Genomic DNA, 24,640 nt, shown 5'->3' on the forward strand with positions numbered 1-24,640 from the left:
TCTGGTTGGGAAGCGAACCAAGCATTCCTGCTACCGTGGGTCCCAGCCGTGCACGTCCAGCTCAACAGCAGGCTGACCGTATCCCGCAACCTCGCACTCCTGCAGAAGAACTCGGTTCACGGTACCGTTAGCCGGCGACACGATGGCGCAGTAGACGGAGTCGATTTCGACATAGCCGACGTGCTGGCCGAGTTGTACGGCCCTATTATTGTTTCCCGGGTCATCAAGCGGATGCGAATGCCGGAACACACCGCTATTGGGAGTTCTGATTAGAAGAGTCTCTTGCTTTACCCGGGCGGGATGCACAGCGGTCTCGCTGGTCTCACGAACCGGGGCTGAGCGTGCTTGACGGTCGAAACTGAGACGCAATGTCGACACGCCATCCACAATCTCGCAATTGGTCACGTCTGTCGCCTTGAGAGCAACCAAAACGAGGTTGATGTCGTCAAGTGTCATCCTTGCTTCCCCTCGGAGAAGACATCACCTTCGATGAGACGTTCCAGGTGGTGGATGTCGAAGCCGCCCTCTCGGAAACCAGGCTCCTGCATCAGTTCGCGGTGTAGCGGAATCGTCGTATCGACTCCAGCGACCGTTATTTCATCGAGCGCGACGCGCATCCGAGCTACAGCTTGCTCACGTGTAGAGCCATGAGTAAGCAGCTTCCCGATTAGCGAGTCGTAGTTCGGAGGAATGGTGTAGCCTGAGTACATATGAGACTCCACGCGAACGCCAGGACCGCCAGGCGCAACCCAGTTCGTCACCGTTCCGGGGGAAGGAATGAAGCTCCACGGATTCTCAGCGTTCAAGCGGCATTCGATTGCATGCCCCTCGAATCGAACATCGCTCTGCTGGAAGGAAAGAGGCTCGCCCAATGCTATGCGCAGCTGCTCCCCGACGATATCTACTCCCGTCACCAGTTCGGTAACGGGATGTTCGACCTGGACGCGAGTGTTCATTTCGATGAAGAAGAACTTGCCGTCTTCGTAGAGAAACTCGAAAGTACCAGCTCCTGTGTATCCGACATCAATACAAGCCTTCGCGCACAAGGCGCCAATGCGGGCAATCTCCACGCGGTCCACCCCGGGCGCGGGCGACTCCTCGATGATTTTCTGGTTGCGGCGCTGCATTGAACAGTCGCGCTCGCCGAGCCAGACAGCGTTGCCATGCTTGTCCGCAAGCACCTGTATCTCGACATGCCGAGGCTTCTCGAGGAAGCGTTCAAGGTAGACGGTCGGATTCCCAAACGCTCGACCCGCTTCCTCTCGCGTCATAGCCACTGACTGACGAAGCTCGGACGGGTGCCGAACGATTCTCATCCCTCGGCCGCCACCACCGCCGGATGCCTTCACGATGAGCGGGTAACCGACCCGCGCGGCAATCTCATCGATTGCGGCGCCGCTCTCCGGCAATGCACCATCGGAGCCTGGTACGCACGGCACCCCGGATGCAGTCATCGCACGTTTCGCGCTGACCTTGTCACCCATCAGCCGTATGGCAGAGGAGCTCGGACCGACGAACGTCAAGCCCGCGTTCTCGACCGCCTCCGCGAAGTCCCCGCTCTCTGAAAGAAAGCCATAGCCAGGATGAATAGCGCCGGCGCCGGTCAATCGTGCGGCAAGGAGGATTTCGCCCTTCTGCAGATAGCTCCCGGGTGAAGGAGCTGGGCCGACGCAGATGGCCTTGTCAGCCAGGCTGACATGCCGAAGATTCGAGTCGGCTTCCGAATGTACTGCAACGGTCTTCAGTCCGAGTGCCTTGCAAGCCCTGAGGACACGCAATGCAATCTCGCCGCGATTTGCGATGAGAACGGTGTCAAACATGCGGCACCTCGTGAGGTTCAATTGCAAAGAGTTCAGTGTCCGGCGAGACCGTCGCACCATCCTCAGCGAGGATGCTGACTATCCGTCCGGCGCGGTCCGCCTCGATGGCGTTGAGAAGCTTCATGGCCTCGACGACTGCTAACGTCTGACCCTCTGCAACTGAATCTCCGACCGCGACGAATGGAGCCTGGTCCGGCACAGGCGCGCGATAGAACGTACCAGTCAAGCCCGCAGCAATCATGTGGGTCTGCCTGGAAGGCTGCTCAACGGTCGGCGCGCACACGACGCCCGATTGATTCGCCGTGACTGCCGCAGCGGCCGTACCCACTGCTGTTGGGTCGCTCACCGAATTTCGGGTGAGCTTTATCTTCAGGTCGCCTTCCTCGAATTCCAATTCGCGAACCGCCGTACTTTGCAGCATCTGCAACAGTCGCTTCAGCTTGTCATGGTCCATGCGTCCAGCCTCAAACAAACGACTTAATGGTCACACGCGCGCCCTCAAGGACACGCCGCACTTCGGCAGCCATCTGAATGGCGCCAGGCGTGTCGCTGTGCACGCAGATGGTGTCGATTTTTACGGGCAACAGCCGGCCCGAAACGGTCTCGATGCCAGCGCCTTGAACCATACGAAGCATCCGGGCGGCTGCTTCGTCGACGTCGTGCAATACCGCGCCTGGCTTCTTGCGGTGAACCAGATGTCCTTCCTCATCATAGGCCCTGTCGGCGAACACCTCGCAGCACACGCGAAGTCCCATGTCGCTCGCGACCTGCTGCATAAGGGCGCCGGCAAACGTCATGCAAACGAGCTCCGGATTTACGGCCTTGATAGCGCGCGCAATGGCGGTGGCGACATCGTGGTGTGTCTGCGTCAGATTGCCAAGTGCCCCGTGTGCCTTGACGTATGTGATGGGATTGCCGGCATAGGTAGACAAGGCTTGGGCGGCACCAATCTGGTAGGCGACCAGCCGTTCGATTTCTCCCGGTGTGAAGGGGATGATGCGGCGACCGAACCCCCAGAGGTCCGGGAAACCGGGATGGGCGCCAACGTTCACGCCGCGCTCTTTGGCAGAAGCGAAAGTCTTCGCCATGATTTCCGGGTCACCGGCATGCAGGCCGCAAGCGACATTGGCCGACGAAACGATGTCGAGCATGGCTTCGTCATCGCCCATGCGCCATGCGCCAAATCCCTCGCCCATGTCGGAATTGAGGTCAATATGGAGAGACTTGTTCGAAGCGTTCATGGTTCAGGCTCCTCCTGTTTTGTTGGGGTCTTTAGCCTCGTTGAGACATTAGGGCCAGCGTTTGCTGAACTTTCGATAGTTCGGCGGTCCGGTGGCGCAACGCTTCCACCGCTTCTTCGACGTCCGACAAGACGAAACGGATGCGGCAACCAATAGGCGCCTGGCCGAGCTTCCATAGGTCTGCCTCAAACACTGTGGCAATCTTCGGGTAGCCGCCACATGTGTTTGCTTCCGCGAGCTGGATGATGGGCTGACCAGATGGTGGCACCTGAATGGTCCCGGGAACGATGCCGTGTGAGAGCAGTTCCATTGAACGAGACAGGGGCAGCGCGGAGCCGCTCAATCGGTATCCGACTCGGTTAGATTCCGGTGTTATTTCGAATTCCGAGTCCGCCAAGGCCCTCTTTGCGTCCTCCGTGAACGCCTGATACTCCGCCCCCGGCAAAACACGCACGCTCACCACACCCGATGACAACTCGGTCCAGAAGGATGGAAGTTCCGACGGGACAACGCCAAGTCCAACGCTGCGATTCGCGCTTCGCGCACCAGCACTCACCTTGACCGAGTCGCCGCGCCGCAGTCCACGTCCTTCGAACCCGCCGAACGCACCTTTGAGGTCAGTAGAGCGCGAGCCCATAACAGAAGGGACGTCCACTCCGCCGCCGAGGCAGAGGTAAGCCCGGGCGCCACGTTTAGGCCGCTCAACGATGAGCGTCTGACCTGCCCGCGCGGTTCGTCCCCACCATGGAGCTTGTCGCACGTCGTCTAACCGGACAAGGCAATCGGCTCCCGTGACAGCGAAATCCTGGTCGCGCTCGAATTTTGCTCGGAAGGGGAAGAGGCTGATTTCAATAGCAGCCTCGCCGGGCTCATTGCCAACCAGTGCGTTTCCCACGCCGAGCGCTAACGAATCCATCGCCCCAGAGCGGCTCACACCAAATCCGAGGTGACCGCGCCGTCCGGCGTCCTGGATGAGATTCGGCGCGCCGTTGCTAAGGACCTCAATCATGGTTCCACTCCTTTGACGACGAAACGGACCTTGTCACCAGGCTCGAACAGGCACGGTGGTGATTGCTGCGGGTCGAATAGCCGGCTATCGGTCTTGCCCAGCAAATGCCAACCTGACGGAGCCGTGCACGGCATGACACCCGCCTGCGAACCGCCGACGATTACAGTTCCCTCGTCGACCTTCATTCGGGGCACTTTCCTGCGCCGCACCGCCAGCTCAGGCGGGAGTCCCGTCATGTACGCGAATCCCGGCATTGAGCCGATACATGCAACCGAGTACGTCGCATCGCTGTGGCGTCGGATGTATTCATCGATGCTGAGCCCGGCGTCCGACGCGAGTGTCACGAGGTCCTCGCCTGCGGCGCCGCCGTAAATGACCGGTACTTCGATGGTCCGGTCCACGACGGCTTCCGCGTCGGTCGTCTCCCAGAGGCTCAGCAAGACATCGGACGCTTTGTCGGGATGCATCTCAAGCGGGTTGAAGATGACCAGCAGGTTGTTCACGCCCAAGACGACCTCAACGCCGCCTGCCCGGCAAAGTGACGCATTGAGCCGCTTGCCCAGCGCCTGAAGGTGAGTCTGCATCTCTGCGTCGAAGACTCCTGTCCCGGGGTCAAACAACAGTGCACCAGCTCCTGCCGCAGTCAACCGAGGGGTGCGGTTACGAGCGGGAGCAAGCTCCGCTGCGCCAGGCGTACGGCTCGATGGTCCGGCGCCGGTTGCCGCTTCAAGACCGATATCTAGCGTTTGGTCTTCCATATGTCACTCTTCCAAGGGCTTGCCGGCAGTTTCCTTAGCTGCCACGAGCGCGATGATTGTGACCAGAAGACCGGCCGAGATGTAGACAGCAACGTAAGCCGACGAGTGGTATGCCTTGTAGAGGCTTGCGAAGACAAGCGGCGCGAACCCACCACCAATAATCCCACCGAATGTTGCGGCGAGCGACGCCCCGGCGTATCGCACTCGCGTCGGAAATTGCTCCGTTACGAACGAGGCTTGTGGGCCGTACATCATCGCCTGGAAGAACATTCCGACCACGACTGAGAGGCAGATGAAAATCGGCTCACGCGTTTGCATCAATGCAAAATATGCAAATGCCCAGGCAATCGAGAACGCAGCACCTGCTCCGTAGACCACTCGTCGGCCGAGCCTGTCGGAGAGGGCACCGAAGAGCGGGACACACACGGCATGAAGCGCAGCACCGAGCATCGTTGCCGTGAGTGCCAGAGAGCGAGGGAGGCGCAGCACTTCTGTCACATAGGTCAGCGTGAAAACCACCAGCAGTCCGTATACGATGTCCGAACCAATGCGAACGCTACCGGCAATCAGCAAGCGCTTCCAGTAACCGACGACCACTTCCTTGATAGGCAACTCAACCTTATGTTGATGGCGCTCAAGGTCCTTGAACATCGGAGTCTCATCGACCCCTCGACGCAACCACAGGCCGAACATCACAAGCACCGCGCTGGACAGAAGAGGAATGCGCCACCCCCAGCTCTGGAACGACTCCGCAGACATGCTCAGTGTTGCGACGGTGATGAATCCAGCGCCGAGCAAAGTCCCACAAGCCGGTCCCATTTGCGCGAACGACGCGTTTCTGCCACGTTGGTCTGGCCTTCCATGCTCCATCGAAAGCAGAACGGCTCCTGCCCATTCACCACCGATTGCTGCACCTTGAAAGAAGCGCAGGGCCACGAGCAGAACCGGACTCCATACGCCCCATACGTTGTAGGTAGGCAGCAATCCCATCAAGCCTGTGGCCGCGCCCATCAGAACGAGCGTTGCGACGAGCACGAACCTGCGACCGAGCTTGTCACCAAGGTGGCCAAAAACAAGCCCACCAAAAGGACGGGAGAGGTAACCAACCGCGTACGTTGAAAACGCGAGGATGGTTCCTGAAAGCGGGTCGAACGAAGGGAAGAAAACTGCGTTGAACACCAACGCCGCCATGAGGTTGTAGACCGTGAAGTCGTACCACTCAAGCGTAGTCCCAATAGAGCTCGCGGCAGCAAGCTTGCTCATTTGGGGCCGCTTTCTCAGCTCTGCGCTCGAATGTTCGAGTGAGGTATCAACGATAGCGCTCGTGTTTTCCATCACGCCAGCTCCGTAGCAGAGAGTTTCCAGGTGAGTGAGTAACGCGCGGCTGTCGAAGGCAGGCCGTCGAGCGCTTGTGAAGCAAACTCAAGCGCTTGCTCGTTCGACCGTGCGTTGCTGCTTTCGACAATGAAGATAGGGTACATGCGACGTGTCGCGAGGTCCTCTTGCGGCAGCGGACGACTGAGTTCGTCTTTCGGCGAGAGCAGATACGAATGCACAAAACCGGGGTCTTCCGACAAGCGCGCGCCAATCTCAGCGCAGCGGTCGGTCAACGCATGCGGGTCATCGGGGATGTTCAAAGAGACTACGGCCACATATGCGCCGCTGCCTTGACCTACACCGGCGCTCACTTCGCCAATGCGACGCGTGGGCGCGAGCATCTTCGGCAACGTCTTCTGCGACCAGGCGCTTTGGTTTTGAAAAGCATGAGCGTAGGCGGCGGACGCGAATGGAGAAATCGATTCCGCCCAATACAAGCTCAGGTACTTGGGGCTGCCGCTCACGGCAGCGTAACGTGCCGCAGAAATGACGCCCTGCATGCGCACGCGCTCCTCAATGTGTTCGCGGTCATACCAAGCGTTGAAATCGGCCTCGTCTTCCGCGTTGATGTCGGCTGCGACGAACAACATTCCGTAGGGTGAAACTGAGTTCATCTCGTCTCGCTCCTTCTTCGCTTGGGATAACCCATCGTCGTCAGCCAATAACTCCCGAGCAAACGGGAATTTCTTGGGGTGCCTGATAGATTTTTCTTTTGCGACTACACCGCGAAGAGGACGCCGGAGATACGCACGGCGTATCTAGGAGTTCCGTCATTCAGAATTGACGCCGCATTTTCGGCGACCGAAGGTGATGGGTCAGCGACGTTAAACGAATGCTTCACACGGAGACCACGATGAACACCCGTTTTCTCGAGAGCTTTCTTCTCGTCGTTGAGCTAGGAAGCTTCCGGGCGGCGGCAGAGCGTTTGCACGTTACGCAAGCCGCGATATCAAACCGAATCGCATCGCTTGAGGAGGAGCTGGATGCGCGGGTGTTTGACCGTGGGCCCGGTGAACTGCGGTTGACACCCGTTGGCTTACGACTCATCAGCTACGGCGAACGGATGCTTGAGCTTCAGAGGGATATACTCCGCCTCGGCAGGACCGACCAAAACCTGCTGGGCAGCGTTCGAATTGGAGCGATTGAGAGCATCGTCCACACGTGGTTGGTTCCCTTCATGCAACATCTGCAGCAGTCGTATCCGGGTATCGAGCTCCAGTTGAGTTCAGAATCCACCGAACGACTTCACCGCAGTTTGCGCGACGGAGACGTGGACATCGCGCTTCAAACCGACCAGATGATTGGAGACGGAATCGTAAGCACGGCTTGTCTGCCGATGACGATGGGATGGGTTGGCCGTTCGGATGCTTCGCCCGAACTCGACAACAACCTTTCACTCATTCTGAGCCGGCCGACGATTACTTTGAGTCGAGGCTCGCAGCCATACCTTGTTCTGAAAGACCTCTATCGACGCGCCGACATGCCGCTTGGCAAGGTGCATTGCGTCAGCTCGATTGCTGCCATCGCTCGGCTCGTTCGCTGTGGTTTCGGGAATGCGATGGTGCCTCTTCCACCGGTACGTCGCGAGGTCGAGAGCGGAGAATTGCGCATCATCTCGAGCGACCATCCTTTGCCGCTACAAGGCCTGGTTGTCAGCTACCTCGAAAATCGCGCATCTGATGCCATCAGATTTGTTGCGGAACTGGCGTGCCAGGAATCGGACCGGTACATGCGGTCCTTGCAGGCACCTTATGCGCCTGTCTAAAGCGACGACCATCGTAACCCGCCAAGCGGACTATGCCGGGCGCGTGTGACGTTCCCGTACGTCCGGGGGGCTGCTTGGGCAGCCTAACCGACTTGCGTGGTCGAACTTGCGCGGCGAGCGAACCGGCCAGGTGCGCCCTTCCGCTGGGTGGTCGCCGTTTGTCCCTGTATTACCCCAGTATCAGGGCTCCGACCGTTGAATGAAGTCGGCTAAAGACTTCCACATCACAGCCGGATTCGAGTACATCGGAAAATGGCCACAATTGGGTATCTCTGCCAGTTCCACACCTTGACTTGCGATGTGCTCCAAATACGAGAGGCCTGCGTTTTGCTCTCCGTACATAAACATACGAGGGCACGGCAACGCAAGGAACCTGCGCATCAAATCACCGTTATCCGACAGGTCGACCATCGATTTGAAGATTCCCGGCACGGCCTCAGCTCGCACCTTGTGACGAAGGCTAGCCGAGTACAAGGCGCTGGCGTACGCTGGGGCGTACAGTGCACGCTCGATGAAATCCTCGAAGAATTGGGCTGCATTGTCCGACGGATATTGATGGATTTGCCTGCTCAGGAAGCAGTCCTCCGGCGCAATGTTACCCTCGATATCGGTGAATGAGATGACGCGTTGAGGTAGACGCGATGCAAGCATGAGCGCTGTCAGACCGCCCATTGAATGGCCCACGAGGTGGAAACGGTCGAAGCCAAAATGGTCTGCGACTGCTATCGCAGTGTCCAGGAGAAATGGAATGTTCACCTTGCTGAGGTCGGTGCAGTCAGTCTCTCCACAGCCCGGTGCGTCATAACTTACGAAGGCGCGCCCATCAAACTCAGCATATCGACCTATGTCAGCATAGTCTTCCTTCGTGGAACCAAATCCGTGCAAGAACATCAGCGGTGTCTTCGGGCCTTTGCGCGACAAAGCCGAAACTGTCACTTCGGTTCCGAGCACCGACATGGGAATCAGCGACCGATTGAATTCTCGTGTCATACGTTTAAGGATGGTGACCGGTTCCTGAACCAGTTGTGTTGAATGGGGTTTGGGCGCACGACTATCTGAACTTTGATTAGCCTTCGAGCCCGCCGCAGAAATTACGAATCGCACCACAGGCGCGGACCAGCGACTTGTCATCAAGCGCGTACGCAATGCGAAGATACGGGGCGAGGCCAAACGCACTACCGTGGACGGTCGCCACTCCGGCCTCGTCGAGCAGGGCATTGACCACCCTTTCGTCGTCGTCCAGTAGCGTACCCGCGCGCGTTCTCTTTCCGATGAGACCTTCGCAGGAGGCGAACGCATAGAACGCACCCTGCGGCAAAAGGCACTCCAACCCCGGTGCCTGATTCAGTTCTTCAACGACCCGGTCGCGGCGTCGCTGAAACAGAGACCGCGAACGCAGGATAAAGTCTTGAGGGCCGTTTAGGGCAGCGAGCGCTGCGTGTTGCGAGATGCTCGATGCTCCAGAAGTCTGCTGCCCTTGCAACTTCTCCATGGCGTCAATGAGCCAACGCGGACCGGTACCGTATCCAATGCGCCATCCGGTCATTGCATACGCCTTCGAAACGCCGTTCATCGTGAGCACGCGCTCGCGCAACCGGGGCTCGACCTGAGCTATGGTCGTGAACTGCAGACCGTCGAAAATCAAGTGCTCGTAGATGTCGTCCGACAGGACGAGGACATCGGGATGCCCGAGCAGTACCTCTGCGAGCGCTCGCAACTCGGAGCGGCTATATACTGCGCCGGTCGGATTAGACGGTGAGTTCAGAATTACCCACCGCGTCTTCGACGTGATGGCAGATTGCAGACCGTCAGGCGTGAGTTTGAACCCCGTGTCGCCTGAACACGGCACGATGACCGAAGTACCACCGCATAGCTGGACGATTTCCGGGTAACTGACCCAGTAGGGCGCGGGAATGACGACTTCGTCACCCTCGTTGAGCGTGGCCGCAAGCGCGTTGAAAATCACTTGTTTGCCACCGTTGCAGACAAGCGTGTCTTGCCACTCCACTTCCATGCCGTTCTCGCGTGCAAATTTCCGCGCAATCGCTTCACGGAGCGCCCGAAGGCCGGCGACTTGAGTGTAACGAGTTTGACCTGACCTGATAGCAGCAATGCCAGCTTCCTGTACGTGCTCGGGTGTGTCGAAATCCGGCTCTCCCGCGCTTAACGAGATGATGGCCGCACCGCTGGCGCGCCGTGCGGCCACGCGGTCTATCACCTTGTAGGTCGCCGACGGCCGAGCGGCAGCAAGGAAGCGATTCAACCTGCCAGTTTCCGTAATCATCGCGCCTCCCGCCATCGTGTCAAACCCATGAGTTCAAGCGTGCTACGACCATCGCGAAGCTCGCTCATCATCTTGGCCTCTTTGTCGGCGCGAGCTTGCCCATCGTCAACGGTGCGCAGTGCGTGGTCGGCCGGAAGAATGAGAACCCCATCGTCGTCAGCGACGACCAGGTCGCCAAGACCGACAGGCGTACCAGCAAAACTGATTGGTCGACCCACCGAAGGTGAGCTTGCCTTAATCGTTCCACGCATCGAGACACCTCGCGTAAATACCGGGAAGCGCCGTGCGACCAAGGCAGCGATATCGCGAACGCCACCATCGATAACCAGTCCGACCACACCGGCGGCCTCAGCCGCGACAGTCAAAACCTCGCCCCAGTAGCCGGAGATGAATCCCCCCGTTGATACCACGAGAACGCTGCCCCGGGGCACACGTTCCATAGCAATATGGATAGAGAGATTGTCGCCAGGCGAACATTCGAGAGGATAAGCGGCGCCGGCAATGGATGCGCCTTGCCACACCGTTCGAATGTTGGAGTCGACCGCAGCGGTTGAGAGGCCGGATGCTTCATAAAGCGTCGAGGTCCCCAACTTTCGGGCTCGCTCGAGGATGCTCTCGTCGTACATTGTGGTCGTAGCCATCAATCCTTCCTCTGGAGTGTGTGATAACCCAAAGCTGCCCGTGCCTCGCCGAGTGTCTTTCCTTGCGCGAGCTGGTCTCGAATGCGCGACTCCGTCTCCTCAATCTGACGCGCCGTGGCGGCGACGTCACGCGCACGGGCTCGAGGAACGATGACCACGCCGTTCGCGTCGGCAACCACGATGTCGCGTGAGGCGACACGTACGGTGCCAATTCCGACAGTCGAATTCACCGACTCGACCTGAACGCGGTCTTTGCCAGTTCTCATGAAGCGACCAGCGGTGAACAGAGGGTAACGGTCGTCCAACGCCTTATTGACGTCACGGCACACTCCGTCAATCACAGTTCCGGCTATTTCCCGCAGTCCTGCGTATTGGGTCATGATGTCGCCCCAGACGGTGCAATCTGTCCGGCCATCGTTGTCGATAACGACGACGTCGCCTTGCGCGACATCGTCGATAAAGTCGCCGACCGTGCCGGGCGGCACGCTCGCGGGAACGTATTTGACCGTGAACGCTGGTCCGACAACGACCTCGGTGTAATCGGCAAGCGGAGCAATACCGAGCGCCTGTCCGTGGATGCCCAGCTTGTCCAACGCATCTGAGACGCCGGGCGTATCGAGGCCCGCGAACAGTTCGATAAGCTCGCGGTCTTCGGCGCTTGCCTTTTTGGGATTCGTCATAGGGAACTCCAAAGGGATGGTTACTGAGCCCGGATGGCCTCAAATTCTTTGTCGTGCATGACTTCTGCGACTGAGCGCCCGGCCCGAACGGCTGCGACCATCCCGTCCTGACGACGCACGATTCGCTCGCCAAGGTCGAGGACGTCGTCGATTCGCGCGGCCGGCACGAATACGGTGCCGCAGCGGTCAGCAATTACGAAATCGTCTTCATGGACGGTGACGCCGGCAATTTGAACAGGCTTTCCAGAGTCGACCTGGATGACTCGATTACGGGCGCTAATCATCGTGACACCGCGACCGAACACCGGGTAGCCGACGGCTTCGCTACCTTCAATGTCTCGACTCACTCCGTCGATAATCGAGCCGCGGACTTTTTTGGCGACCGCAGCGTTGGCGAGGATGTCGCCCCAGCAGGAGACTCCCTCAAGGCCACCGCCGATTACGAGAACGCGGTCGTCCGTCGTGACTGCGTCAATGACCGGCGAAATGAGATGAACCGTCGGAGCGACATCCGTTTTTGGGCCGAGCTGAATGGTGCTAGCACGGCCAACAATCTTGGGACAATCCCAAAGGGGCCGAAGGCCGAACGTCGCGCCAGCGATGCCTAGAAAATCAAGTGCATCGGAGACGGTGTTCGTGTCGAGAGAAGCGAGTCGCTCAAGAATTGCGTAATTCATGGGAATGAGTCCGTTTGCGCGATGACAGAATGGTCGGCTCCGACGCTTGATTTGTAAATTCGCATTACGGTATCTGTCTGATACGATTTGCCAATCAGCGATTTCGCTGCAAACGTCATACGTGGGGACCGCGACCATGACCACCATCGATTTCCGCCTTATTCGTCAGCTTTGGATGTTTCTGGCGGTCGCAGAGGAAAAGCACTTCGGGCGGGCCGCAGCGCGATTGAACATGTCGCAGCCGCCTTTGACCGAGCAGATAAAGGTGCTAGAGCAATCGCTGAAACTATCGTTATTTGACCGGTCGCGTCGTGGTACCCAACTGAGCGCCGCGGGCGCCGCCATCCTGCCGGCAGTTCGGCAGTTTGCCGACCAAGTCGAGAGGCTAGAGCGGGTGGTACGCGAAGTTGCTGCAGGGCAAACTGGGGTCCTGCAGGTCGGCGCGATTACGTCCGCTATGTTAGAAACGGTGCCTGCAGTCCTGGCAGCACTTAAACGGGAGCATCCAGACCTTACGGTGTTTATCCGGGAGATTGATAGTGTCGAGGCGATACCAGCTCTCGAAGCTGGAGAGCTTGACGTTGCGTTTGTGAGGCTCGACGGCAACGTCGGTCGCGGAATCTCGACGCTGCCTTTGGCAGAGGACCGACTCGCCGTTGCCGTTCCGCGCGGCCATCCGCTTGCGGATGTTCCTCGGGTTCGGCTGCGGTCACTCGCCGACGAGTCTTTGATAATGTCGTCGCGTCAAGTCAGTCCCGCATACTTCGATTTTCTGACGGCGGTGTGTCAGTCGCACGGCTTCGCTCCCCGAGTGCTGCATGAGGTGCGGTCGGTGATGTCGCAGATTGCGTTTGTCGGATGCGGCCAAGGCCTCGCCCTTGTTCCCGCGTCAATGCAGAAGCTGACCTCGGAGAATGTCGTTATTCGTCCTTTGAAGGAGCGCGTCATGGTTGTCACCGCCGCTCTTGCCTGGAATCCCAGCCGCCATCATCCGATGGTTGATTCTGTCGTAGCATGCGCGAAAAGCGCTTATGGCCGGCCAACGACGAGGTCCAAACCAGGCGCCGTTGAATAGGTCTCACGTTGAAGACAAGTTCGTGTGATTGCAGAACACATCAACAGCAGCATTTTCGATGGGTCATTCAGACGGATTCCACAGCATGTCGACCAGCCGGTCGCGATAGACGCTTTTCTCCGCCGGATTGCGCCGAACGCATACGTGCAGATTGCGTTGAGACCAACGTTCGGTCAGCTGGATGACCGAGACCTTTCCTTCATCGGATGCTTCAATTTCGGTTCGTGGAACAATTCCGATTCCGGCTCCAGACCATACCAGCCTAGCGATAGCACGATAACCTGATACCTGCACGCGAACGTCTAGCGGTCAATCAAGCGCATTGGCATGATTCATCGGGAAGGTGTGTTACGCGGCCCCTGATTGCAGGCTAATGAACGGTTGACCGAGGCAAGCCTCGAAGCTGACTTGACTCTGCTTCGCGAGCGCATGCGCCACACGCGCGAGCAAGACCAACTGGTCCTTCTTGTACGGTACGAATCGCAGGGCCGGGTGGTCAGCTTCCGATGCCCCCCCAAAAGCCGCTCGACCGGCCACAACGGCGCCGACGATGTCGTGGCTCAGCCGCTCTTCCAACGTGATGCACACGCTTGGGAACGCAGAGAAGAAGCGAGCAAGGTCGTACGGCAGGTGTCAACTCTACGACACTCAGGCGAACCACTTCATCATCAGCGTGGCGAACACGACCATGCCAGCACCACCGATGCGCGTTGAAATCTGTGCGAAGGGCATCAGGCCCATCCGGTTCGATGACGACAGAATAGCGACGTCGCCCGTCCCACCGAGACCGCTGTGGCAAGCAGTGATGATGGCGGACTCTACCGGATACATTTTTAGCCACGCGCCCACGAAGAAGCCCGAAATTATCATCGCGATGACGGTGGCCGCACAGATGATGAAGTACGCCATCGAAAACGAGCCGACCAACTTGTCCCACGATACAAATAGCGTCCCCAGTCCGACGAGGATGGCGAAAGTCAGGTTTGTCGACATGAACTTGTATATCTGATATGCACCTACTTCCATCGACTGCGGAATCGCTTTGGCAAGCTTCAATAGGGCCGCGGCAATAATCATTAACACCGGTCCCGGGATGCCTGTAAGCGGCGCAAGAAGCGCTCCGAGGATGAACAGTGTGCAACCCAACAACAGACCAAAGCCCATGAGACGCAGGTCCAACGGCGCTTCAGACTTCTGCTCCTTGAGAAGAGCTCGGTCTTCTCCAGTCTTCACGAGCGTGCCCTCGCCGCTGTACTTGGTGTGTTTTTCACCGAAGCGTTTAAGGATACCGCTGCCCAAGATTGCAATCACGTTACCGATAAGCGCTGCAGGGACCATCATTGCAATCAAATGTCCTTGTGCGGCGCCAGTGAGTTCTGAGTACCCGATGGATAGCGGGAGAATACCTTCACCGATGCCTCCACCAAGAATCGGCATCACGATGTAGAAAAACACATGTTTTGGGTCGTAGCCGAACATCAAGCCGACGAGAATGCCAGCCGCAATCGCGGTGACGGTCCCAATCAGCAATGGCACGAACATCTTGAGGAAGCCTTGAATTAAAATCTTTCGGTTCATGCCGAGGATGCTGCCGGCAACCAGACATGCAATGTAAAGATATTGGAGGTTAGCGGTTTTCATCGTCGTGGTGATGGCCTTCAGCGAGGCATCATCCATCAGCTTATAACCGAGAAGCGCGGAAGGCACGAAGAGGCAAAGAATAGCCGGGCCACCAATATGTCTGAAAAGCGGGATTCTGCGCCCAATATCACCGAGTAAAAGCCCTGAGAGCATAAGAACGGCGAAGCCGCCTATCATGTCGTTCGGGAGCTTCTTTGTTGCTGCTGCGAGGATAGTCACCAGCGCGAGTGCCGCGAACATTAAGATAGGCATCCCGCCAATCTGAACGTTTTTGATTTTTGCGAGTAAGCCCGACGGCGCAAGACAAGTGCGCACGGAAGTCGTTTCCATAATTGTCTCCTGATGGATTTGGGCGCTCAGGGCCTGCCCGGGTGCATCGGCATCCCGGTCAGCGAAAGGCCCTCGGAATAGGACGCTGCGACGTCTCTTATCGAGCTACTTTTTGTTGCTTCGGAAGGTCAATCTTCATCCAGGGATGAGTAGCGTAGTGTTTGGTTTCGAACTCGCTGATGGAATCGCTGTCGCTCAGTGTCATCCCAATCATGTCCAACCCTTCGATGAACATGTGCTTCTGCCGGGCTGGCAAATCGAAGCCGTACTTCATCGAACCATCTGCCGTGATTACGCACTGGTGCTCGACATCGATTGTCAGCGTGCTCGACGTGGGGTCGCTTGCAAGCGCCGTCAGCTCAGCCACGACGCGTGGGTCGAGCATCACTAGCAGCAGGCGATTGTTCAATGCGTTGAAGTAGAAGATTTCGCCGAAGCTTGGCGCGATAACAGCATCGAAGCCCGCCTGTTGAAGGCCCCACACCGCGTGTTCGCGACTGGAGCCGCAACCGAAGTTTGCTCCGGCTATGAGAATTCGCGCACCTTGGTACTCCTTGCGGTTAAGTACGAAGTCAGGGCGAGGCGTGCCGGTCGCCGCATCGGTCCGCAGGTCGTAGAGAACACCGCGCGCCAGTCCCGACTTATCGATACCAAAGAGAAATTGTTTTGGCATGATTTGGTCGGTATCGAGATTGTTCAACGGCAGCGGCGCCGCGATGCCGGTCAGCGAAGTATTTTTAGGCATGGAAAGGCTCCTTGCGCACATCGACGATGCGGCCGGCAAGCGCTGCAGCAGCGGCCATGGCGGGACTCATAAGATGGGTACGTGCACCCCGCCCCTGGCGGCCCTCGAAATTGCGATTCGTGGTCGAAGCGCAGCGCTGGCCCGGTTCGAGGATGTCGTCGTTCATCGCAAGGCACATCGAGCAACCGGGCTGACGCCATTCAAAGCCGGCGTCAATTAACACGGAGGCTATGCCCTCACGTTCAGCTTGCTCCCGAACCATGCCCGAGCCAGGCACCACCATGGCTCGAACCGAAGGTGCAACTTTACGGCCGCGAACGATGTCGGCAACCGCGCGCAGGTCTTCGATACGTGCATTGGTACATGAGCCGATGAATACGTGGTCGATGGCAAGCCCATCGATGGCTTGTCCGGCGTCGAGACCCATGTAATTCAATGCCTTTGCTGCGTTCTGACTTTCGACGGCATCAGCAGGGAGGCCGGGGATGCGTGCAGTTACCGGAATCGCCTGGTCCGGGCTTGTTCCCCACGTTACAAAGGGTGCTACCTCCCTTGCGTCGAAGCGATGGGTGACGTCAAACGCGGCGTTTGCATCGGATTTCAATGCAAGCCACCGTTTCGACGCAGCAGCAATGTCGTCCCTGGAGACATCCTTGATGCGCTCTGTCACATACTTGACGGTGATGGCGTCGGGCGCGATGAGGGCACCTCGTCCGCCCGCCTCGACCGTCATGTTGCAGAGTGTCATACGCGCTTCAGCGGAAAGCGAGTCAATTGCAGCACCCGAGTACTCGACAGCAAATCCCCGTGCGCCTTGCGCGCCAATCTTCGAGATGATGTAGAGCACGAGGTCTTTCGACGTCGTGCCGACAGGCAACTCGCCATCTACGATGATGTGCATGTCCCGCGCGACGCGATAGACGAGCGTTTGCGTTGCGAGTACATGTTCGACTTCCGATGTACCAATTCCAAACCCCAGTGCTCCGAGCGCGCCGTAGGTCGTTGTATGACTGTCGCCGCACAACACCACCATGCCGGGTCGAATCAACCCAATCTCGGGTGCCACGACGTGTTCGATGCCCTGCTCGCGGTCTTTGACGTCAAAAAGGTGAATTCCGTGCTTCTGACAATTGCGCCTGAAATTCGCCGCTTGGTTGGCAGCGGCGTCGATGAAGATTGTGCGCTTGTCGACTGAAACAGGATGCGTGGGGATGACATGGTCGACGATGCCCATCTGCTTCTCGGGGCAGCGGACGGCAAGCCCTTTTTGTGCGAGGCCCGCGAAAGCTTGCGGGCTTGTGTATTCGTTCATGATGTGCAGGTCGGCGTAGAGCGCCACGTGCTGCTCATCGACGTGGAAGACAGTGTGGCTATCCACAATCTTCCGGTAGAGCGTCTGGGACATCGTCTCTCTCCGAGTACTGGGGGCTCTTGACCAGAGCGTTGCAGGAAGTGTAATTCGGCTCCCTTGACGGTAGAATCAAGTCTGTCTTAACCCATTCTTAAGCTGGATTTAAAGATGGACCCCATTGCTGACATCGATTTCTTCGCGAAGCTAGTGACCCAAGGAAGTCTCTCCGCTCTGGCGCGAGATTTAGGGGTCACGCCGCCGGCGATTTCTAACCGTCTGTCCCAGCTAGAGCGGAGGCTGGGTGTGAAGCTGTTGAATCGGACGACCCGGCGGCTGGCGCTCACGCAAGAAGGCGAACTCTATTTGAGCAATGGGTCCCGTTTGTTGGAACAAATGCTCGAGGTCGAACGTATGGTCTCGAGCAGCCGTGACTCACCACAAGGCTTGTTGAAAGTCAACGCGACCTTTGGATTTGGCCGTCGATATATCGCGCCGGCACTTTCGAAATTCCGTATCGAGTATCCGAAGGTCGACGTCCAACTGGATTTGACCGACAGGCCTATGAATCTGGCGGAGTTCGCCTTTGATATTGGCATTCGGTTCGGTGAATTGCCTGACATGCGGGTCGTCGGCAAGAAGTTGGCGATGAACCGACGCTTCGTGTGTGCATCGCCCGAATATCTTAAGAAGCATGGCGTGCCGAGTTCGCCCGACGACCTTCGAAGCCACTCGTGTATCGTACTAAGGGAAAATGACACTGCCTACGGGACTTGGCATTTCACAAAAGGAAGGCGGCATGTCCTGGTGAAGGTGCATGGGGCCATGAGCAGCAACGACGGCGAAGCAACCTTGCGGTGGGCAGTAGATGGGCATGGCATCTTGGTTCGCTCGGAGTGGGACGTACAGCCCTATCTTGACACGAAGGCGCTGGCGCGCGTCCTTCCAGACTGGTCACTTCCGGCAGCTGACATCTATGCTATTTATCCCGAACGGCTGAATCTGTCAGCCAAGGTTCGGGTCTTCGTTGAATTCCTAGAGCAGCACCTGAAGGCTGGTAGACGGTGAATCGGACCCTAATCCACCTTTGGACCCGATTCACGCATCACCGCGATATCGTGGAAAACGGCAATGATTCGTGGTGCTTCAAGGACAGCACGGCAGCCCAACCCACGAAGCAGAGGACGTCCGGCGAAAGCTCGCCAAAGGCGTGATAAGACGAGGAAGTAGACGCTGAGGATTCTGCGCAAAAAGTATGGGCGATTTTCGAGGCAAAGAGAGCGGGGCCGTTTCCGCTACAAATCAACGAAGGCAAACCAATCCCGCCTTATAATTTTCACCAGGCTAGGCCATGCCGTTACGTTGCCGACTGCAAACCGGCGGGGTCGATGGCCTCAGTCCGATGTCCGTCGCAAACCTTCGCCTCTCTCGTCGGCCCTATAGCCGGAGCCCTTATCGCTCAACCACTCGATTTTGGATGGGTACGCAACGCATTGCCGAGCGACGTTTTACCGCAGCCAGCATCACGTCGCGCGCTATGCTGCCGCTGTAGCGCGCCGCGGTCGCCGCCCAGTGCGGCCGGCTGCCAGGGTGCCCCTTTGCCGGCGTTGCGGCCGGGGTGGGACCGGTCGGTGCTTCATCAGCAGCCCGCGCGTGCGCATGACGCGATAGGCGCGGACGGCTTCGAGTTCCGCTGCCGCGGCGGCCGATGAGCGCGCCGTTGAACAGCAGCAGCCAAGCCGCAAGGAGCTCATTGCGCAACGTGCCCCGAACCCGGCGAAGCCGTCCGCCATGTGGCCCGACGCGACGGTCTGGCCGCTATGTTGCAGCGCTTCACGCCGAGAACTTCGCAAACCTGCTTCACTGGTCTGCCATCAGCGCAGCGTCGTGAAGCTCTCTGCCTGTTGAATCGGCGCAGTTTGGCAACAGCAGAACAACAGCAACTCGCCAGGCGGCTTTGAAGCAAAGAAGCAGCTCGATATATTCATGGATTTACTCCTCACGACGGCGATTCGGTTCAAACATCGATGACTAGAAGTGGATTGAACGCTTCGTTCTCGAACTGCGTTCGGTCATCAGCTTCGGCGTAGACGATTCGCGGGTACCCGCGAGGGTTACAGATGACGCGGCAAGGCCGACGGTACCAGTTCTCAGAGGTTCCCGTCCGAAGCGCGGCGCCGAACACAGCGTTGTCAATCGCAAGCCAGTTTATTTAGACGCTTTCCGGCATGCATTCGAGGTTTCTCGCCGAGGAAAAGGCGGGAGACGTGAAAGTTTCGACCGAGCTACTGACAAGAACTTCTCTCACCGCTTGGCAAAGGCCGCGGCGGCCCGCAAGACCTGCTTCACGCCGCCATCCATGAGCGCCCGAAGCGGCGTGAGATTGTCGAGCGACGCGTTTGGCTCGGTAAAGAACTTCCACTTGCCCCAGTCAGTCAGTTCACCCAGCTTCCGCACGACCTTCGCCAAGTCGCGACGGTCAAGCTCTTTCGCTACGAAAAATGCTGGGTAGTAGGGAGTGGTCTCAACGTCAACGCTGAAGATGCGACCTGCGGCGACGTCCTTGCCCAGTCTCTGCTCAGTGATACCCAAGGCTTCGCAGATAACTGCGGTACGCAGCAACTTGCCTTCGCCAACAAGGGAATGACGCGCCGCGTTAGACGCGGACCTATCAATCGAATGCTCGGATTCCGACCTTCGCCGTTTTGAGCCACGTTTGGCGCGACTGAGCTGCTTCTCATGTTCCCCGGGAATCGAACAGAGGTCCGGGTGCAACGCAGTTGACAGACCAATGACCTGAGCGAGTTGGATTTTGAAGAGTCGCCCGACTTCTGCATCAGGAAAGTCGAGAAGCGCTCGCGCCGACGTACAGTCGAACAGGATTGCCGCCACCGCGGCGCGGCGCAGCACGTATTGAAGCCGAGCGTCGTCGAGCGAACGATGGTCCGTGGAACCACGTGCAGACGTTGACATCGCCGTTCCTATTCAAGTGAGTACTCTCGACGCTCAGGTGTCGTCGTGGCCGCTCAATTTCGCACTCGGTGGGTTCAGCGAAGCCCACAAAGATGGCAACGCCAAAGCGGATACATCGAGGTCGACATCCAACGGGTAGTGTCTCAGTAGACGAGTTGCGACTGTTTGAATAAGGCCGGGCACCGTGACCTCGCAAGACGCCGCAAGCAACTCAAGAAGTTCGCGCGTGTCTTTAACGGCTTTAGTCCGTTCCATGGGTGTCGTCACTTTCGCCTCCCTCGAGCATCTGTTTGGTGACGTCCACATAGGACGTCACGTTGTTTACTGCGCAGAAGCGCTCCCACAAATATTGAGCGTTGTCAGACCAGCCATGAGGTCCAACCAACTGATACACGCGACCAGACCGCGTGGTTCCGCGCCTTGAAGCCGGGTCGAATTGAAGGACCTCCGTACTAACACGGCCGGTAAGGTCACGCACGTCTTGTCCGGCAAAATGCCGGGTCCCTTCGGCGGTTTCGAGAATTTTCCATTGAACCAATGACAACCGAGGCTCTTCGCTCACCGGCGCGACTATCCAGACTGGCATCGCCATCTCCCGACATCTCAGGCCGATACAAGCGAGCAATCGCCGAGACAAACCTAAGGCGTGAACTCGACGGTGAGCAAGGACCCTACCGACCCGCTTGAGTACCGGCGTGAACGCTACGTAAGACAGTTTATATTTTTACTTTTTCCTTACGCGTCCCGCATGGGCTAACCCACGCGATTTGCTCCCTACGGGGGAATATAGAACGGTTACGGAAGAGCGCAAGGAGTTTGTCGAGAATCGACTCAGGCCGGGGAGGCGCCAGCTAAGGCGGCCTCGTTCAAATCGAACTGGTCGAGAAACAGATGAACACCCGCAAAACGGCAAACAGTCGCGCATTGAAGAAACAGTGCGGTCGAAAAAGACCCATCCTCAATCTGCACGCGTAACGGCTCGGGCTCCACGTAGACGCCTATCTCTCCAAGACGCTTGGAGAGCTTCATCCAGTCCAGCCAGGGTTGAAGCGACAGTTCTCCGCGCAAAACGGCTGCGGCTCGGGCTTCCCATTCCATTTTCCCTTGGAGCGCATGGGCCCACTGTTCGGGATACAAAGAGCGAGATACCGTCAGAACCTGAAGGAAAAATGTGTGCCGGAAGCTGCCACGATGGACCTTGCCCTCTATCGACCGCTCCGACTCCGTAATCCCAATCGTGGCCAGTGCCTCGACAAGTTGGCCATAGCTTACGTCTCGACGAGTCAGCATCACCCGTATGGCGCGCGAAGATAATTTCTCCCACGGGCCATTGGCAAGGTCGCTAACTTTTGCTTGATTTCGCGTTGACATGAACTATGTTTTGTATGTGATAACCCACGCGGTTTGTCTAAAAGTCAAAGACCTAAATCCGGACAAACCCTTCGCACCGACCGCTGACGCTGCTCAAGGTTTCGCGATACTCAGGGGCAGGAGTCGAGCTCGGTCCTCTGCCGCCAAACTTCACCATGAACTCAATCCTGTACTTGGGCGCCGAACGCATTCTGTTTCCCAGGCTACTTCGTACCTCGCCGTCACGTCAACCCACGAGAGAGTCCTCACCGCAAAGCATCCTCTTTCGGTGCTTGGTTAAGACTGTGCTCGACCGGACCGACCTTGCGATTGTGCTCAACAGTTGGCTGGTTGTGGACTACGGATACTGTACGCTTCGTCGCCTCCTGCCGCTTGAATTAGCGCAGAAGACAATTGGCGCAACCATGCGAGGCAACCGAAGGCATCGACGGTCGTATAGCACACAAAGCAAAGTTGACTTGTTGCGGTCGGACATTGCTCGTCGGAATCCACAGCGCGTGACCATCATTGATGCAGACCCGATGAGCATCCCGTTCGAGTATGTGGAGAGGTCGATAACAGTGAGTTCGACTTCGTCCAGCAATCTCGACAGGTTCCAGTCTGCGCTTCAGCAACTCCTGAATTCCGACTAATTCGCAGTCGAAGTTAGGTCCTGTCAGAGGAGGTGCCATGATTTTGTACCTTAACTTCGATGGCGTCCTGCACCCAGACCAGGTCTTCTACGAGAACGGGTGCATTCCTTCGCTACTAACGCCAGGGCATAACGCTCTCGAATATGCGGAACTTCTGGCGAATGCACTGGAGGGCTACGACGAGGTCGCGATAGTCCTCAACACATGGTGGACTTTTTACCTCGGCCTCGATGCATGCAAGGACCTCCTCCCTACGACGCTCGCTGCCCGCGTTAGCGGTAGCACCATTCAGCACATCGACACGTATGGAAGCATTCCCACCCGGCGCGAGGAAACTGAATTTCACATTGCTCGGCAGCGTTCCCGGCCGTGGATGATTCTTGACCACAATCATGCACGATACCGCCGTGACTTCCAACCGAACCTTCTACTCCTAGACCCATGTGAAGGTCTAGGGAGTCGGGCGGCACAACGAAGTGTTGAGAGGCGATTGCGTCTCCTTAAAACGAGCGATAGCCTTCGGTCAGTTAATCAGTCATCCGAAATAATAAGCTCCTCAAATTCTCGCGTTACAACCTTCATCTGATGAGATGGGCACGAGAGTATTACTGGACTTGCGATTCGCTGGAAAAGCCTTATACGTAAGGATATTTCTTATTTCACGTTATACGTGCACAAGTTGTCCTGCGAGCCGATTTGAGACATGCTAACGTGAACGTAGTGAAGCCGAATCTCGCAAAAAATCTCTTCTCTTGCGACAGGCACCGACATACAATTTTGCATCGCCCAACGGAAGCTAAGGAGGTGACTCGACGCGAAAATTGCAGAGTTGAAAATATTGCCCGATGGGTGACGCGGACCGCCTTGCTTCTTTTCTGTCGTACAAAAAGGAAGAGGCCGCTAAGCCCAAGCGAACTTGAACCGCGGCCCCGGTGTACTCCCGAAAGAGTCCACGCCTAGCACTCGTGATGCTCTCACGGGGGTTACCGGGTGTCAAGGTCCTCTCACGTCCGTAAGAAACGTGGAATCGACAGCAAATGAGCCCGAACTTCGCACATCTTTGCCCAAACCCGCCAAACTCCAGTCGACCGGGAGTGCCAATACTCGACCGGCGTTGGTCCCGACAACGCCAGACATCCCACCCCAATTTCCCGCAACCGCATCAGCGCTGTTCTCGTAGTCCCCTCCCCCCTCCGTTTGGCCCCTTCCGCAGTCCTCCTTTACCTCTCAATGCCCCTGGCAGACTCGGCTATCAGAACGTCTGGAGCGCCTGCCGACCGCTGCTCATTAATTAGCGCGGAGTAAGCCGGACTCCTGATTCCGTCGCCGACATCGATTGCCGGCGAGAGCCGACGCACGTCTATCGCAACCAGCTAACGGACTGGCGCGAGGGGTCTGGCCGCGCCTTCACTTTTGACTCTCGAGGAAATTCATGAAGATGCAAGTCAGTGAATCCAACTTCGGCAATGAACTGTCAGACCTCATCGTTCGGCTCAACAGTTTCCCGAAGCTCACCGCACCGTGTAGTGGCAACACTTCATCCAACGTTCCGCAACCCGCGAAGACCAGACGGATACTCACTCTGGCCGCGTCCAAGCAAGCCAGCGCTGCTAAGAGCAATGACCGACGGCCAGAGCACTGTCCGGACAGCATCCGCCGGCTGTGTTCCCCAACCCTGCTGCGCAAACCCGTCGCCGCACCGCTTGCGCCGAAGACGAGTATCCGCTCGTCGCACGAGGACACTGAACGACAGGCTGCGAAGCTTCAGGTCGCGAAAGACGGAACCGTGTTCGAGCTGGACGTAGTGAGCGTTGAAGTCGCTCGTCAACCAGGATGGAGACTCAATGGTGACCTTGTTAAGACCTGGTCAGAGGTCTTTCGTACAGGTAGCAAATTTCGACTCGTCTCATCTCAGCAGCAATTCCAATGGCTTCGCCTCCGCCTTTCCTCCATGCGGCGCAAGGATGTGGAGTGCGCCATCAACGCGTGGCTCGTCTCGTCGCTTGCGGCGCAGAAGATAAGCCGGCAAACCGCACTGCAGATAAAGCTCCTCACGAAGATACCGGACGACTGGGAGCAATTGCGTGTGCGTCTGCGCCCTTCTCGAATCGAGGCGACTTCGGACCGGTCCCCGAACAGCACGCGTTTCACACGCTGTCAGGAAGCGGAAATCCGCGGCACTGAGAGCTACCGACAGGCCCAAAAGAGGCTGCAACAGCTTTGGTTCCCGATGCCTCCCACGTGCAGCGACCTTACTCAGACCAGGAGCTAAA

Annotated in this window: 25 protein-coding genes and 2 pseudogenes; 5 read left to right on the forward strand and 22 right to left on the reverse strand. The window is 57.7% G+C overall.

Annotation, left to right across the window (positions count from 1 at the left end):
• Positions 1–30 precede the first annotated feature (30 nt).
• From QFZ94_RS30025 to QFZ94_RS30060, 8 genes are read right to left on the reverse strand one after another with little or no spacing between them, the layout of a single operon-like run.
• Positions 31–456: a hypothetical protein gene (locus tag QFZ94_RS30025; RefSeq protein ID WP_429461348.1), complete on the reverse strand. Its 426-nt coding sequence runs from the start codon at positions 454–456 to the stop codon at positions 31–33.
• Positions 453–1,820: an acetyl-CoA carboxylase biotin carboxylase subunit gene (gene accC / locus QFZ94_RS30030; RefSeq protein WP_429461350.1), complete on the reverse strand. Its 1,368-nt coding sequence runs from the start codon at positions 1,818–1,820 to the stop codon at positions 453–455. Before accC ends, QFZ94_RS30025 begins: the two co-directional genes overlap by 4 nt.
• Positions 1,813–2,274 (reverse strand): acetyl-CoA carboxylase biotin carboxyl carrier protein, encoded by a 462-nt coding sequence (gene accB, locus QFZ94_RS30035; RefSeq protein ID WP_429461352.1) that lies wholly within the window; start codon positions 2,272–2,274, stop codon positions 1,813–1,815. The genes accC and accB overlap by 8 nt, the downstream gene beginning before the upstream one ends.
• 10 nt (positions 2,275–2,284) lie before the next feature.
• Positions 2,285–3,061: a LamB/YcsF family protein gene (locus QFZ94_RS30040; RefSeq protein ID WP_429461354.1), complete on the reverse strand. Its 777-nt coding sequence runs from the start codon at positions 3,059–3,061 to the stop codon at positions 2,285–2,287.
• A gap of 31 nt (positions 3,062–3,092) precedes the next feature.
• Positions 3,093–4,070: a biotin-dependent carboxyltransferase family protein gene (locus QFZ94_RS30045; protein WP_429461356.1), complete on the reverse strand. Its 978-nt coding sequence runs from the start codon at positions 4,068–4,070 to the stop codon at positions 3,093–3,095.
• Positions 4,067–4,828, reverse strand: a complete 762-nt coding sequence (pxpB, locus tag QFZ94_RS30050; RefSeq protein ID WP_429461358.1) for a 5-oxoprolinase subunit PxpB — start codon at positions 4,826–4,828, stop codon at positions 4,067–4,069. Before pxpB ends, QFZ94_RS30045 begins: the two co-directional genes overlap by 4 nt.
• Positions 4,829–4,831: 3 nt before the next feature.
• Positions 4,832–6,163, reverse strand: a complete 1,332-nt coding sequence (locus QFZ94_RS30055) for an MFS transporter (protein WP_429461360.1) — start codon at positions 6,161–6,163, stop codon at positions 4,832–4,834.
• On the reverse strand, positions 6,163–6,819 hold the full coding sequence (locus QFZ94_RS30060) for a hypothetical protein (protein WP_429461362.1): 657 nt from the start codon (positions 6,817–6,819) through the stop codon (positions 6,163–6,165). The genes QFZ94_RS30055 and QFZ94_RS30060 overlap by 1 nt, the downstream gene beginning before the upstream one ends.
• A 239-nt stretch (positions 6,820–7,058) precedes the next feature.
• Between QFZ94_RS30060 and QFZ94_RS30065 the strand changes: the two genes are divergently transcribed.
• Positions 7,059–7,970 carry a LysR family transcriptional regulator gene (locus QFZ94_RS30065; protein ID WP_429461364.1) on the forward strand — a complete coding sequence of 304 codons (912 nt, stop codon included), beginning with the start codon at positions 7,059–7,061 and terminating at the stop codon, positions 7,968–7,970.
• 180 nt (positions 7,971–8,150) lie between these two features.
• On the opposite strand, the gene QFZ94_RS30070 is transcribed toward QFZ94_RS30065, so the two are convergent.
• The 5 genes from QFZ94_RS30070 to QFZ94_RS30090 form a co-directional block, all read right to left on the reverse strand.
• Positions 8,151–8,927 (reverse strand): alpha/beta fold hydrolase, encoded by a 777-nt coding sequence (locus QFZ94_RS30070; RefSeq protein ID WP_429461366.1) that lies wholly within the window; start codon positions 8,925–8,927, stop codon positions 8,151–8,153.
• Positions 8,928–9,036: 109 nt separating this feature from the next.
• Positions 9,037–10,254, reverse strand: a complete 1,218-nt coding sequence (locus QFZ94_RS30075; RefSeq protein ID WP_429461368.1) for a pyridoxal phosphate-dependent aminotransferase — start codon at positions 10,252–10,254, stop codon at positions 9,037–9,039.
• On the reverse strand, positions 10,251–10,895 hold the full coding sequence (locus QFZ94_RS30080) for an RraA family protein (protein WP_429461370.1): 645 nt from the start codon (positions 10,893–10,895) through the stop codon (positions 10,251–10,253). Before QFZ94_RS30080 ends, QFZ94_RS30075 begins: the two co-directional genes overlap by 4 nt.
• Positions 10,895–11,575, reverse strand: a complete 681-nt coding sequence (locus tag QFZ94_RS30085) for an RraA family protein (RefSeq protein WP_429461372.1) — start codon at positions 11,573–11,575, stop codon at positions 10,895–10,897. Before QFZ94_RS30085 ends, QFZ94_RS30080 begins: the two co-directional genes overlap by 1 nt.
• Before the next feature lie 20 nt (positions 11,576–11,595).
• Complete coding sequence (locus QFZ94_RS30090) at positions 11,596–12,252, reverse strand: RraA family protein (protein ID WP_429461374.1); 657 nt, start codon at positions 12,250–12,252, stop codon at positions 11,596–11,598.
• A gap of 136 nt (positions 12,253–12,388) precedes the next feature.
• Between QFZ94_RS30090 and QFZ94_RS30095 the strand changes: the two genes are divergently transcribed.
• Entirely contained in the window at positions 12,389–13,327 is a 939-nt protein-coding gene (locus QFZ94_RS30095; RefSeq protein WP_429461376.1) for a LysR substrate-binding domain-containing protein, read from the forward strand.
• A gap of 63 nt (positions 13,328–13,390) precedes the next feature.
• Here QFZ94_RS30095 and QFZ94_RS30100 read toward each other — a convergent pair.
• The 4 genes and pseudogenes from QFZ94_RS30100 to leuC all read right to left on the reverse strand — a co-directional run bounded on the left by QFZ94_RS30100 (position 13,391) and on the right by leuC (position 17,448).
• Positions 13,391–13,957: pseudogene (locus QFZ94_RS30100) on the reverse strand (LysR substrate-binding domain-containing protein).
• Positions 13,958–13,975: 18 nt separating this feature from the next.
• Positions 13,976–15,298 (reverse strand): 2-hydroxycarboxylate transporter family protein, encoded by a 1,323-nt coding sequence (locus QFZ94_RS30105; RefSeq protein ID WP_429461378.1) that lies wholly within the window; start codon positions 15,296–15,298, stop codon positions 13,976–13,978.
• A gap of 97 nt (positions 15,299–15,395) precedes the next feature.
• The gene (leuD, locus tag QFZ94_RS30110; RefSeq protein WP_429461380.1) at positions 15,396–16,043 is read right to left on the reverse strand and encodes a 3-isopropylmalate dehydratase small subunit; all 648 of its coding nucleotides are present in this window, start codon (positions 16,041–16,043) and stop codon (positions 15,396–15,398) included.
• Entirely contained in the window at positions 16,036–17,448 is a 1,413-nt protein-coding gene (gene leuC, locus QFZ94_RS30115; protein ID WP_429461382.1) for a 3-isopropylmalate dehydratase large subunit, read from the reverse strand. Before leuC ends, leuD begins: the two co-directional genes overlap by 8 nt.
• A gap of 114 nt (positions 17,449–17,562) precedes the next feature.
• Between leuC and QFZ94_RS30120 the strand changes: the two genes are divergently transcribed.
• Entirely contained in the window at positions 17,563–18,459 is an 897-nt protein-coding gene (locus tag QFZ94_RS30120) for a LysR family transcriptional regulator (RefSeq protein WP_429461384.1), read from the forward strand.
• Between the two features lie 236 nt (positions 18,460–18,695).
• On the opposite strand, the pseudogene QFZ94_RS30125 reads toward QFZ94_RS30120, so the two are convergent.
• From QFZ94_RS30125 to QFZ94_RS30145, 5 genes and pseudogenes are all read right to left on the reverse strand, one after another.
• Positions 18,696–19,170 (reverse strand): annotated as a pseudogene (locus QFZ94_RS30125) (IS3 family transposase); the annotation flags it as partial.
• A gap of 525 nt (positions 19,171–19,695) precedes the next feature.
• Entirely contained in the window at positions 19,696–20,364 is a 669-nt protein-coding gene (locus tag QFZ94_RS30130; protein ID WP_429461386.1) for a hypothetical protein, read from the reverse strand.
• A 33-nt stretch (positions 20,365–20,397) separates the two neighbouring features.
• Positions 20,398–20,670 (reverse strand): BPSL0761 family protein, encoded by a 273-nt coding sequence (locus QFZ94_RS30135; RefSeq protein WP_429461388.1) that lies wholly within the window; start codon positions 20,668–20,670, stop codon positions 20,398–20,400.
• The gene (locus tag QFZ94_RS30140) at positions 20,606–20,956 is read right to left on the reverse strand and encodes a hypothetical protein (RefSeq protein ID WP_429461390.1); all 351 of its coding nucleotides are present in this window, start codon (positions 20,954–20,956) and stop codon (positions 20,606–20,608) included. Before QFZ94_RS30140 ends, QFZ94_RS30135 begins: the two co-directional genes overlap by 65 nt.
• A 239-nt stretch (positions 20,957–21,195) precedes the next feature.
• Positions 21,196–21,735 carry a DUF6471 domain-containing protein gene (locus QFZ94_RS30145; RefSeq protein WP_429461392.1) on the reverse strand — a complete coding sequence of 180 codons (540 nt, stop codon included), beginning with the start codon at positions 21,733–21,735 and terminating at the stop codon, positions 21,196–21,198.
• A 669-nt stretch (positions 21,736–22,404) separates the two neighbouring features.
• Between QFZ94_RS30145 and QFZ94_RS30150 the strand changes: the two genes are divergently transcribed.
• Together QFZ94_RS30150 and QFZ94_RS30155 are read left to right on the forward strand one after the other, a co-directional pair.
• Positions 22,405–22,953, forward strand: coding sequence for an HAD domain-containing protein (locus QFZ94_RS30150; protein ID WP_429461394.1), 549 nt, complete (start codon positions 22,405–22,407; stop codon positions 22,951–22,953).
• An 846-nt stretch (positions 22,954–23,799) separates the two neighbouring features.
• A complete protein-coding gene (locus tag QFZ94_RS30155) occupies positions 23,800–24,639 on the forward strand; it encodes a hypothetical protein (protein ID WP_429461396.1) in 840 nt (279 codons plus the stop codon).
• Position 24,640 lies beyond the last annotated feature (1 nt).

It is taken from the genome of Paraburkholderia sp. JPY465 (assembly GCF_050436725.1).
Lineage (GTDB): Bacteria > Pseudomonadota > Gammaproteobacteria > Burkholderiales > Burkholderiaceae > Paraburkholderia > Paraburkholderia youngii.